At 70.0% G+C, this 13,726-nt stretch carries 1 protein-coding gene (cut by a window edge); it reads left to right on the top strand.

The genetic code is table 11. The features are described 5' to 3' along the window. The first annotated feature begins 5 nt into the window (after nt 1-5). On the top strand, nt 6-13,726 hold the 5' portion of the coding sequence (locus AC4BEG_RS31740; RefSeq protein ID WP_490703101.1) for a type I polyketide synthase. Its footprint extends 10,882 nt past the window's final position; the window shows 13,721 of its 24,603 coding nt (coding positions 1-13,721); its start codon is at nt 6-8; its stop codon lies beyond the right edge, outside the window.

Genomic DNA, 13,726 nt, shown 5'->3' with positions numbered 1-13,726 from the left:
AGCACATGTCGAACGACGACAAGGTCCTCGACTACCTGAAGCGCCTGACCGCGGACCTGCGGCAGACCAGGCAACGGCTTCGCGAAGTCGAGGAGAAGGCCAGCGAGCCGATCGCGATCGTCGGCATGAGCTGCCGTTTCCCCGGTGGGGTCGAGTCGCCGGAGGACCTGTGGCGTCTTGTCGAGTCCGGTGCGGACGCGGTGTCCGGGTTCCCCACCAACCGGGGTTGGGACGTGGAGTCGCTGTACGACCCGGACCCCGAGCACTCGGGCACCACCTACGCGCGTGAAGGTGGCTTCCTGCACGACGCGTTGGAGTTCGACCCGGGGTTCTTCGGGATTTCGCCGCGTGAGGCGTTGGCGATGGACCCGCAGCAGCGACTGCTGCTGGAGACCTCCTGGGAGGCGTTCGAGCGGGCGGGTATCGACCCGAACTCGGTGCGGGGCAGCCGGTCCGGTGTCTTCGTCGGCACCAACGGGCAGGACTACGCGGCGCTGTTGATGGCCGCGCAGGAGACTGTCGAGGGATACGCGGGCACCGGCATCTCGGCGAGCGTCATCTCCGGTCGGCTCTCCTACACGTTCGGCCTTGAAGGCCCCGCGGTGACGGTCGACACGGCGTGTTCGTCGTCGCTGGTGGCGCTGCATCTCGCGGTGCAGGCGCTGCACAAGGGCGAGTGTGAACTGGCACTGGTCGGCGGTGTCACGGTGATGTCGACACCGGGCTCCTTCATCGAGTTCAGCAGGCAGCGTGGCCTTGCCCCGGACGGTCGGTGCAAGGCGTTCGCCGAGAGCGCCGATGGCACCGGTTGGGGTGAGGGTGTCGGCATGCTGCTCGTGGAGCGGCTGTCGGACGCGCAGCGCAACGGCCACCAGGTGCTGGCGGTGGTGCGGGGTTCCGCGGTGAACCAGGACGGTGCGTCGAATGGTTTGACGGCGCCGAACGGTCCCTCGCAGCAGCGGGTGATCCGGCAGGCGTTGGCCAGTGCGGGTCTCACTCCGTCCGATGTGGACGCGATGGAGGCACACGGCACCGGCACCACGCTCGGCGACCCCATCGAGGCACAGGCCCTGCTGGCCACCTACGGCCAGGACCGCACCGGTGAGCCGCTGTGGCTGGGATCGGTGAAGTCGAACATCGGCCACACGCAGGCGGCCGCGGGCGTGGCCGGTGTGATCAAGATGGTGATGGCGATGCGGCACGGTGTGCTGCCGGCCACCCTGCACGTGGACGAGCCGTCGTCACATGTGGACTGGTCCGCGGGCGCGGTGGAGCTGCTGACCGAGTCCCGGTCGTGGCCGGAGACGGACCGGCCGTGGCGAGCGGGTGTGTCGTCCTTCGGCGTGAGTGGCACGAACGCGCACACCATCATCGAGCAGGCTCCCGCAGTCGAGCAGGAGGAAGCTCGGGAGCCGTCGGGTGAGGGGCTGGTGCCGTGGGTGCTGTCGGCCCGGAGTGCGGAGGCGCTGCGGTATCAGGCTGAGCGGCTCCGCGACGGTGTGGTCGGTCTGGACCCTGTGGATGTCGGCTTCTCACTCGCGACCACACGAGCGTCGCTGGAACACCGCGCGGTTGTCCTTGCGGATGATCCGGAGGCTCGACTGACCGCTCTGACCGCCCTGGCCGAGGGCAGGGAGGTGGCGGGTGTTCTGACGGGTTCCGTCGCCACCGGGTTGTTAGGTTTCCTGTTCTCGGGCCAGGGGTCGCAGCGGCTCGGAATGGGCCGCGAGCTGGCCGCCCGGTATCCGGTCTTCGCCGAGGCGTTGGACGAGGCGCTGGGCCAGTTTGATCCGCAGGTGCGTGAGGTGCTGTTCGGCGAGGACGCCGATGCACTGAACGAGACCGGGGTGACACAGCCCGCGCTGTTCGCGGTCGAGGTGGCGCTCTTCCGCCTGCTGGAGTCGTCGGGAGTCCGGCCGGATGTGCTGGCGGGACACTCGATCGGTGAGTTGGCCGCGGCTCATGTGGCTGGTGTCTGGTCGCTGGCTGATGCCGCAAAGGTGGTGTCGGCGCGCGGTGCGCTGATGCAGGCGCTGCCCGAGGGCGGCGCGATGGTGGCGATCCAGGCAACCGAGGCCGAGGTCGCGCCGGATCTGTCGGAGACCGTGGGCATTGCCGCGGTGAACGGGCCGACGTCAGTGGTCGTCTCCGGTGTCGCCGCCGACGTGGAGGCCGTTTCCGAGCGGTGGCGTGCGGCGGGTCGGAAGGTGAGCCGCCTGCGCGTCAGTCACGCGTTCCACTCGCCGCTGATGGACCCGATGCTGGACGAGTTCCGCCGGGTGCTGGAAGGCGTGTCCTACGAGGCGCCTGAGATTCCCATCGTGTCGACACTGACGGGTCAGGTGGCCACCGCCGAAGAACTCGCCTCGGCGGAGTACTGGGTGCGGCATGTGCGGGAGTCGGTGCGGTTCGCCGACGCCGTGAGCACGTTGCGGGACGAGGGCGTGACCACGTTCGTTGAGGTTGGGCCGGGTGGGACGCTGTCGGCCCTGGGGCAGGAGACCGCACCCGACGCCGGGTTCGTGCCGGTGCTGCGGACCGACCGCCCGGAGGAGTCCGCGCTGACCGCCGCGATCGCGGAAGCGCATGTGCGGGGTGCCCATGTGGACTGGGTCGCCTACTTCGAGGGCAGCGGGGCTCGGCGGGCGGATCTGCCGACGTACGCGTTCCAGCGCGAGCGCTACTGGCTGGACGTGCTTCCGCTGGTCGGTGATGTCTCGGCGGCCGGGCTCGGTGCGGCAGAGCACCCGTTGCTTGGTGCGACCGTCGCGGTGGGCGACACCGATGGTGTGCTGCTGACCGGCCGGTTGTCGGTCCAGAGCCACCCGTGGCTGGCCGATTACGTGGTCCAGGGTTCGGTGCTGTTGCCCGGTACGGCGTTTGTCGAGCTGGCGGTGCGTGCCGGGGACCAGGTCGGGTGTGACCTGGTGGAGGAGTTGACTCTAGAGACGCCTCTCGTCCTGCCGGAGAACGGCTCGGTGCGGGTGCAGGTGTGGATCGGTGCCGAGGACTCCTCGGGCAAGCGCGAGCTGACCTTCTATTCCAGCGCGGGCGACGACGACCGGTCGTGGACCCGACACGCCACCGGTGTGCTGGCCGCGGGAGGCCGCTCCGGTGGGGCTTCCCTGGTCGAATGGCCGCCCGCAAGCGCGGAGGTCATGGAGCTGGACGGAGCCTACGACCAGCTGGCGGAGCTGGGCTACGGCTACGGGCCGGCATTCCAGGGGCTGCGGTCGGCCTGGCGCAAGGGCGACGAGATGTTCGCCGAGATCGCCCTGCCCGAGGGTGTGAGTGTGGACGGTTTCGGTCTGCACCCGGCCCTGCTGGACGCGACGCTGCACACCATCGGGCTGATGGGCGAGGCCGACGCTCTCAGCAAGCTGCCCTTCTCGTGGTCGGGGGTGCGGTTGCACGCCTCGGGCGCGACGGTGCTGCGGGTGCGGTTGACGCCTGCGGGATCGGACGAGGTGTCGTTGGCGATCGCGGACGGCTCCGGTGCTCCGGTGGCCACGATCGACTCGCTGGTGCTGCGCCCCGTCTCGTTGGAACAGCTGGCCGGTGACAACCGGAGCGACGCGCTGTTCGGCATCGACTGGGTGTCGGTGCCTCTGTCTGACGACGACGTCCCGACGGTCGAGTGGACCGACCTGGAGTCGCTATCCCCGTCGGCGGAACTGTCCGACTTCGTCGTCCTTTCGTGCCCGATCACCTCTGGGTCCGATCCGGTGTCCGGTGCCCATGAGGCAGCGCACTGGGCGCTGAACGCGATCCAGAACTGGCTCGCCGACGAGCGGTCCGACACGGCGCGTCTGGCCATCGTGACCAGCGGTGCGATCGCCACCACAGCCGACGAGGACCTGCGGGACATCGCGCAGGCGGCGGTGTGGGGCCTGGTGCGGTCCGCCCAGTCGGAGAACCCGGACCGGATCGTCCTGGTCGACCTCGACGACGAAGCGACCTCGCTCGATGTACTGCCTTCCGCATTGGCCACCGGAGAACCGCAGTTGGCGCTGCGCTCCGGCGCCGCCAGCGCGCCGCGTCTGGCCAGGGTCAAGCAGTCGGTGGTGGACGACCCCGGCTTCGGTTCGGGTGCGGTGCTGATCACCGGCGCGACAGGCACGCTGGGCGGCCTCGTCGCCCGACACCTGGTCGCGGAGCGAGGTGTGCGGAGCCTGCTGCTGGTGAGCAGGCGCGGCGCCGCGGCCAAGGGCGCCGAGGAACTGCGCGACGAACTGGTCGCTCTGGGCGCCGAGGTGACGTTCGCGGCGTGTGACGTAGCCGACCGGGAGGCCGTCGCGGGTCTGCTGGCCGAACACCAGGTCTCCGCCGTGGTCCACACCGCGGGCGTACTGGACGACGCCACCATCGGCTCGCTGACTCCGGACCGGATCGACGATGTGTTCCGGCCCAAGGTCGACGCGGCCTGGCACCTCCACGAGCTCACCCGCGACCTGTCGGCGTTCGTGCTGTTCTCCTCCACCGCCGGTGTGTTCGGCAGCGCCGGCCAGGGCAACTACGCGGCGGCGAACACCTTCCTGGACGCGCTCGCACAGCATCGCCGCGCTGCCGGCCTGCCCGCCACCTCCCTGGCATGGGGTCTGTGGGCGGATGCCAGCGGTATGGCAGGCAGCCTGGATGAGGCCGATGTGCGGCGGATCACCAGCGGTGGCATGATTCCGATCGGCGCGGCCGAGGGCCTGTCGCTGTTCGACGCGGCGGGCTCCACGGGGCGCGCGCTGCTGGCACCGGTGCCCCTGGACATACCCGTGCTGCATCGGCAGGCGCGTTCCCAGCCTGTGCCACACATGCTGCGCGGTCTGGTCCGTGGCACCGCGCGCAGGACTGCCGAGGCCGGGTCCGTCGCCGGATCCGCGCTGGCGCGGTCACTGGCGGGCATGACCGCCGCGGAGCGCGAGAAGGCACTGCTGGACCTGGTCCTCAGCCAGGTTGCCGTGGTCCTCGGCCACAGCTCGGCGCACGCCATCGCGCCCGACCGCGCGTTCAAGGACCTGGGCTTCGACTCGCTCAGCTCTGTCGAACTGCGCAACCGGCTCAACACCGCCACCGAGTTGACCCTGCCCGCCACCCTGGTCTTCGACTACCCGACCCCCGCCGCACTCGCAGCACACCTGGGTGCCGAACTGCTGGGTGGGGTGATCGATGTCGTTGCCGACAGCCCCACAGTGACTGTGACCGACGAGCCGATCGCCATCGTCGGTATGAGCTGCCGCTTCCCCGGCGGGGTCGAATCACCCGAGGACCTGTGGCGCCTCGTTGCCGAAGGCACAGACGCGGTCTCGGAGTTCCCCACCGACCGCGGCTGGGACGTGGAGTCCCTGTACGACCCGGACCCCGACCACTCGGGCACCACCTACAGCCGCATGGGCGCCTTCCTCGACCATGTGGCGGACTTCGACCCGGCGTTCTTCGGCATCTCGCCCCGCGAGGCGCTGGCCATGGACCCGCAGCAGCGACTGCTACTCGAAACCTCCTGGGAAGCCTTCGAGCGGGCGGGTATCGACCCGAACTCGATACGGGGCAGCCGGTCCGGTGTCTTCGTCGGCACCAACGGGCAAGACTACGCGGCGCTGTTGATGGCCGCGCAGGAGACCGTCGAGGGATACGCGGGCACCGGCATCTCGGCGAGCGTCATCTCCGGTCGGCTCTCCTACACGTTCGGCCTTGAAGGCCCCGCGGTGACGGTCGACACGGCGTGTTCGTCGTCGCTGGTGGCGCTGCATCTCGCGGTGCAGGCGCTGCACAAGGGCGAGTGTGAACTGGCACTGGTCGGCGGTGTCACGGTGATGTCGACACCGAGCTCGTTCATCGAGTTCAGCCGCCAGCGCGGGCTGTCGGTGGACGGCCGCTGCAAGGCGTTCGCCGACGGCGCCGATGGCACCGGTTGGGGCGAGGGCGTCGGCATGCTGCTCGTCGAGCGACTGTCGGACGCCCAACGCAACGGCCACCAGGTGCTCGCGGTGGTCCGGGGTTCCGCGGTGAACCAGGACGGCGCTTCCAACGGCCTCACCGCGCCGAACGGTCCGTCGCAGCAGCGGGTGATCCGGCAGGCGTTGGCCAGTGCGGGTCTCACTCCGTCCGATGTGGACGCGATGGAGGCGCACGGCACCGGCACCACCTTGGGTGACCCCATCGAGGCACAGGCCCTGCTGGCCACCTACGGCCAGGACCGCACCGGTGAGCCGCTATGGCTGGGATCGGTGAAGTCGAATATCGGTCACACCCAGGCCGCGGCCGGTGTGGCTGGTGTGATCAAGATGGTGATGGCGATGCGGCACGGCGTGCTGCCGGCCACCCTGCACGTGAACGAGCCGTCGTCACACGTGGACTGGTCCGCGGGCGCGGTGGAGCTGCTGACCGAATCCCGGTCGTGGCCGGAGACGGACCGGCCGTGGCGAGCGGGTGTGTCCTCCTTCGGCGTGAGTGGCACGAACGCGCACACCATCATCGAGCAGGCCCCGGAGTTTGAGGAGTCGGCTCCCGTTGTGGCGTCCGAGCCGGCCGGGCTGGTGCCGTGGGTGCTGTCGGCTCAGAGTGCGGAGGCGCTGCGGTATCAGGCTGAGCGGCTCCGCGACGGTGTGGTGGGTCTGCACCCTGTGGATGTCGGCTTCTCACTCGCGACAACACGGGCGTCCCTGGAACACCGCGCGGTTGTCCTTGCGGATGATCCGGCGGCTCGGCTGACCGCTCTGACCGCGCTGGCCGAGGGCAGGCAGGCGGCGGGTGTTCTGGCGGGTACTGTCGCCACCGGGTTGCTGGGCTTCTTGTTCTCGGGCCAGGGGTCGCAGCGGCTCGGAATGGGCCGCGAACTCGCTGCCCGATTCCCGGTGTTCGCCAACGCGTTGGACGAGGCGCTGGGCGCGTTCGACCCGCAGGTGCGTGAGGTGCTGTTCGGCGAGGACGCCGATGCGCTGAACGAGACCGGGGTGACACAGCCCGCGTTGTTCGCGATCGAGGTGGCGCTGTTCCGACTGCTGGAGTCCTGGGGCGTCCGCCCTGGCATGTTGGCCGGGCACTCGATCGGTGAGCTGGCCGCCGCGCACGTGTCCGGGGTGTGGTCGTTGGCCGATGCCGCCAAGGTGGTATCCGCTCGTGCCGGGTTGATGCAGGCGCTGCCGTCAGGTGGCGCGATGATGGCGATCCAGGCAACCGAGGCCGAGGTCGCGCCCGAGCTGCCTGACACCGTGGGGATCGCGGCGGTCAACGGGCCGACGTCGGTGGTCGTTTCGGGTGTTGCCGCCGATGTTGAGGCGGTCGCGGAGCGGTGGCGTGAGGCGGGTCGGAAGGTGACCCGGCTGCGGGTGAGCCATGCGTTCCACTCGCCGCTGATGGACCCGATGCTGGACGAGTTCCGCGCGGTGGTCGAGGGAATCGAGTGTGGTGAACCCGAGATCCCGATCGTGTCGACGCTGACGGGTCGGTTGGCCACCGCCGAAGAGCTCGCCTCGCCGGAGTACTGGGTGCGGCACGTGCGCGAGTCGGTGCGGTTCCACGATGCGGTCGTGGCACTGCGCGAGCAGGGTGCCGAGTTGTTCGTCGAGATCGGGCCGGGTGGGACACTGGCCGCTCTCGGCCTCGGCAGCGCACCCGACGCGGTGTTCCTGCCCGCGTTGCGTGCGGACAGGCCCGAGGAGACCGCCCTCATCACCACCGTCGCCGCGTTGCACACGCAGGGCGTGGCGGTTGACTGGACCGCCTACTTCGCAGACAGCGGGGCCCGGCGGGTCGACCTGCCGACGTACGCCTTCCAGCATCAGCGCTACTGGCTGGACATGCCCGCCGACGAGCGCACTGAGCGGATGTCTCCGGTGGAGTCGCGGTTCTGGGAGGCGGTCGAGGATGGCGACATCGCTGATCTCGCCCGTACGTTGGATGTGTCGTCCGACGATCCGCTGAGTGCTGTGCTGCCCAGGCTCTCCGCCTGGCGTAAGGAGCAGCAGGGTCGATCCGCTGTGGATGGTTGGCGGTATCGGGTCGAGTGGCGGCCGGTGACTGTCGGGTCCGGGCAGCTGGACGGTGCCTGGCTGGTTGTGGCGCGGCCCGGTGAGGACCGGGCCGAGTGGGTGCGTGACGCGCTGGCCCGGAACGGCGCGGAAGCACACGTCCTGCACATGGACCCGCAAGCCGTCAACTGGGCGGAGCAGCTGACCGAACTGCCCGCACTTCACGGAGTCGTCTCGCTGCTGGGACTCACCACGGGTGTCCAGGCCACGGTTGGTCTGCTGTGTGCGCTCGGTGCTGCGGATGTGCGGGCGCCGTTGTGGTGTGTGACATCGGGTGCGGTGTCGGCGGCCGCGGATGACGTGGTTGCCGGGTTCGAGCAGTCGATGGTGTGGGGTCTGGGCCGGGTGGCCGCGCTGGAGCACCCCGGCCGCTGGGGCGGCCTGGTCGACCTGCCCGACGCGCAGGACGAGGCGACCGGCGATCTGCTGGCCACGGTGCTTGCCGGAACCACCGGCGAAGACCAGGTTGCCCTGCGCGGTGGTGAGGTTCTGGGTCGCAGGCTGCTGCCCGCACCGCTGGGCAAGGCGTCCGGGGCAAGTTGGTCGCCACGCGGGACGGTCCTGGTCACCGGCGGTACCGGCGCGCTCGGTGCGCACGTCGCCAGGTGGCTGGTGGCGAAGGGTGCCGAGCACCTGCTGCTGACCAGCAGGCGTGGGCTGGAAGCCGATGGTGCGGAGGAGCTGCGTGCGGAGCTGACCGCGCTCGGTGCCCGCGTCACGATCGCGGCCTGTGACGCCGCCAATCGGGACGCGCTGGCAGACGTACTCGCCTCGGTGCCCGCCGAGTTCCCGCTCACCGCGGTCGTGCACGCGGCCGGTGTCGAGCGCTCGGCCGTACTCGCCGACCTCGACGCGGGCGAACTTGCCGATGTGCTGTCCGCCAAGGTCGACGGTGCGAGGAACCTGCACGACCTGCTGAGCGAAACGCCGTTGGACGCGTTCGTCCTGTTCTCGTCGATCGCCGGTGTGTGGGGCAGTGGTGGCCAGGGCGCGTACGCGGCCGCCAACGCCTACCTGGACGCCCTGGCCGAGCACCGTAGGGCGGCTGGGTTGCCCGCCACCGCCGTCGCATGGGGTCCGTGGGCCGACGGCGGCATGGTCGCGAACGCCGGGCAGGACGCGGCGACGCACTTGCGACGCAGGGGCTTGCCGACGATGGCCCCGGCCGTCGCGATCGTGGGTCTGGCCACCGCCCTGGAACGTGGCGACGGGAACATCGTCGTCGCCGATGTCGACTGGGAACGCTTCGCAGGCACCTTCATGGCACAGCGGCCCAGCCCGCTGCTGGGCGAGCTGCCCGAGGTCCGCGCCATGTTCGAGGCCACCCCGGCGGAGCAGAGCACGTCCGCTCTCGCACAGCGGCTTGCCGGCTTGGACGAGGCTGAGCAGGAGCGGCAGCTCACCGACTTGGTCCGCTATGAAGCGGCCACCGTGCTCGGTCATGTGTCCGGTGAGGCGTTCTCCGCGACCCGCGCCTTCAGAGAGTTGGGCTTCGACTCGCTGACGGCCATGGAACTGCGCACCCGGCTCAGTGAAGCCACCGGTGTCGCCCTTCCCGCCACCCTGGTCTTCGACTACCCGACAGCCACCGCACTCGCCGCCTATCTGCGCATTGAACTCTCCGGCGCGGACGTGGCCCCCTCCCCCACTGCCCCTGTGGCTGTCTCTGGTGTGACGGATGAGCCGATCGCGATCGTGGCGATGGCATGCCGGTACCCCGGCGGCGTGGCAAGCCCCGAGGACCTGTGGCAGGTGCTGCTGTCGGACGAGGACGCGGTATCGCAATTCCCGACCGATCGTGGCTGGGATCTGGAAGCGCTGTACAACCCCGACCCGGATGGCGTGGGGACCTCATATTCGCGTTCCGGCGCGTTCCTGTCGGACGTGAGCGGGTTCGACGCGGACTTCTTCGGCATCTCACCGCGTGAAGCGCTGGCCATGGACCCGCAGCAGCGGCTGCTGCTGGAGACCTCCTGGGAGGCGTTCGAGCGGGCTGGGGTTGACCCGGCGTCACTGCGCGGTGAGCAGGTCGGCGTTTTCGTGGGATCGAACGTGCAGGACTACGGGCTGGTGCTGGGCGAGGCCGCCGCCGACGTCGGTGGTTATGTGGCGACCGGTAACGCGGCCAGCGTGGCATCCGGTCGGCTCTCCTACACCTTTGGCTTCGAAGGCCCCGCCGTGACGGTGGACACGGCGTGTTCGTCGTCGCTGGTCGCCCTGCACTTGGCGGTGCAGGCGCTGCGGTCCGGTGAGTGCTCGCTCGCACTCGCGGGCGGCGTCACCGTGATGTCCACACCGGGTGCGTTCATCGAGTTCAGCCGCCAGCGTGGGCTGGCGGTGGATGGGCGCTGCAAGGCGTTCGCCGCCGCCGCTGACGGCACCGGTTGGGGTGAGGGTGTCGGCATGCTGTTCGTGGAGCGGCTGTCGGACGCGCAGCGCAACGGCCACCCCGTGCTGGCGGTGATCCGCGGTTCGGCGGTGAACCAGGACGGCGCGTCGAATGGTCTGACGGCACCGAACGGCCCGTCGCAGCAGCGGGTGATCCGGCAGGCCCTCGCCAGTGCGCAGCTCGCTCCGTCCGATGTGGACGTGGTCGAGGCGCACGGCACCGGTACGAAGCTGGGTGACCCGATCGAGGCGCAGGCACTGCTGGCCACCTACGGCCAGGACCGCCCCGCCGACCAGCCGCTGTGGCTCGGCTCGATCAAGTCGAACATCGGGCACACCCAGGCCGCGGCCGGTGTCGCCGGTGTGATCAAGATGGTGTTGGCCATGCGGCACGGTGTGCTGCCCCGCACCCTGCACGTGGACGAGCCCTCCCCGCACGTGGACTGGTCCGCGGGCGCGGTGGAACTGCTCACCGACCAGCGTGACTGGCCTGCCGTGGACCGGCCGTGGCGAGCCGGTGTGTCGTCGTTCGGATTCAGCGGCACGAACGCACACGCCATCATCGAGCAGGCTCCCGCGGTCGAGCAGGAGGAAGCTCCGGAGCCGGCGCACGACGGCCTGGTGCCGTGGGTGTTGTCCGCGGGCGACGAGGGCGCGTTGCGTGGCCAGGCTGAGCGTCTGATGTCCATCGTGGACGAGCACGCGCCCGTTGATGTCGCTTACTCGCTCGCGACGTCGCGGTCGGCGTTGGAGCACCGTGCGGTGGTGGTCACCGCCGACCGGTCGGAGCTGCTGGCCGCTTTGGCGGCTGTGGCCGAGGGTCAGGCGACCGGTGCTGTGGTGACGGGGGTCGTTGACGAGCCTGGCCGGGTGGGTTTCCTGTTCTCGGGCCAGGGGTCACAGCGGCTCGGAATGGGGCGCGAACTCGCTGCCCGATTCCCGGCCTTCGCCGACGGGCTCGACGCTGTGCTGGGCGAATTCGACCCGGCGGTGCGTGAGGTGCTGTTCGGCGAGGACGCCGATGCACTGAACGAGACCGGGGTGACACAGCCCGCGCTGTTCGCGGTCGAGGTGGCCCTGTTCCGCCTGCTGAAATCCTGGGGTGTCCGGCCCGACATGCTGGCCGGGCACTCAATCGGCGAACTGGCCGCCGCCCACGTGGCCGGTGTCTGGTCGCTGGCCGATGCCGCAAAGGTGGTGTCGGCGCGCGGTGCGCTGATGCAGGCACTGCCCGAGGGCGGCGCGATGGTCGCGATCCAGGCAACCGAAGCCGAGGTCTCGCCCGAGCTGCCGGACACCGTCGGCATTGCCGCGGTGAACGGGCCGACGTCGGTGGTCGTCTCCGGTGTCGCCGCCGATGTCGAGGCGGTCGCGGAGCGGTGGCGCGAGGCGGGCCGGAAGGTGACCCGGCTCCGGGTCAGCCACGCGTTCCACTCGCCGCTGATGGACCCGATGCTCGACGAGTTCCGCCGGGTCCTTGAAGGCGTGTCCTACGAGGCACCCGCTATCCCGATCGTGTCCACGCTGACCGGTGTGCGGGCGGCCGCCGACGAGTTGGCCTCGCCGGAGTACTGGGTGCGGCATGTGCGGGAGTCGGTGCGGTTCGCCGACGCCGTGAGCACGCTCGTGAACGAGGGTGTGGCGACGTTTGTCGAGGTCGGGCCGGGCGGAACGCTTTCGGCACTCGGCCAGGAGTCCGCGCCGGACGCCGGATTCGTACCGGTGCTGCGGACCGACCGCCCGGAGGAGTCCGCGCTGATATCCGCGGTGGCACAGCTGTGCACACAGGGTGTGCGGCTGGACTGGGAAGCCTTCTTCACCGGTCGTGGCGCCCGGCGGGTGGACCTGCCCACCTACGCGTTCCAACACGAGCGCTTCTGGCCTGAGGTACTGCCGCTGGTCGGTGATGTCTCGGCGGCCGGGCTCGGTGCGGCAGAGCACCCGTTGCTTGGTGCGACTGTCGCGGTGGGCGACACCGATGGTGTGCTGCTGACCGGCCGGTTGTCGGTCCAGAGCCACCCGTGGCTGGCCGATTACGTGGTCCAGGGTTCGGTGCTGTTGCCCGGTACGGCGTTTGTCGAGCTGGCGGTGCGTGCCGGGGACCAGGTCGGGTGTGACCTGGTGGAGGAGCTGACTCTAGAGACGCCTCTCGTCCTGCCGGAGAACGGCTCGGTGCGGGTGCAGGTGTGGATCGGTGCCGAGGACTCCTCGGGCAAGCGCGAGCTGACCTTCTATTCCAGCGCGGGCGACGACGACCGGTCGTGGACCCGACACGCCACCGGTGTGCTGGCCGCGGGAGGCCGCTCCGGTGGGACTTCCCTGGTCGAATGGCCGCCCGCAAGCGCGGAGGTCGTGGGCCTGGACGGGTTCTACGATGGCATGGCCGACGACGGTTTCGACTACGGGCCGGCATTCCAGGGGCTGCGGTCGGCCTGGCACAAGGGCGACGAGATGTTCGCCGAGGTCGCCCTGCCCGAGGGTGTGAGTGTGGACGGTTTCGGTCTGCACCCGGCCCTGCTGGACGCGACGCTGCACACGATCGGCTTGGCGGACGGCGACGGTGGTTCTGGTCGGTTGCCGTTTGCGTGGTCGGGGGTGCGGTTGCACGCCTCGGGCGCGACGGTGCTGCGGGTGCGGTTGACGCCTGCGGGATCGGACGAGGTGTCGTTGGCGATCGCGGACGGCTCCGGTGCTCCGGTGGCCACGATCGACTCGCTGGTGCTGCGCCCCGTCTCGTTGGAACAGCTGGCCGGTGACAACCGGAGCGACGCGCTGTTCGGCATCGACTGGGTGTCGATGCCTCTGACTGACGACGACGTCCCGACGGTCGAGTGGACCGACCTGGAGTCGCTATCCCCGTCGGCGGAACTGTCCGACTTCGTCGTCCTTTCGTGCCCGATCACCTCTGGGTCCGATCCGGTGTCCGGTGCCCATGAGGCAGCGCACTGGGCGCTGAACACGATCCAGAACTGGCTCGCCGACGAGCGGTCCGACACGGCGCGTCTGGCCATCGTGACCAGCGGTGCGATCACCACCACAGCCGACGAGGACCTGCGGGACATCGCGCAGGCGGCGGTGTGGGGCCTGGTGCGGTCCGCCCAGTCGGAGAACCCGGACCGGATCGTCCTGGTCGACCTCGACGACGAAGCGACCTCGCTCGATGTACTGCCTTCCGCATTGGCCACCGGAGAACCGCAGTTGGCGCTGCGCTCCGGCGCCGCCAGCGCGCCGCGCCTGGCCAGGGTCAAGCAGTCGGTGGTGGACGACCCCGGCTTCGGTTCGGGTGCGGTGCTGATCACCGGCGCGACAGGCACACT

It is taken from the genome of Streptomyces sp. JLBJ103 (assembly GCF_058215575.1).
This window is presented reverse-complemented; position numbering and strand designations above follow the sequence as displayed.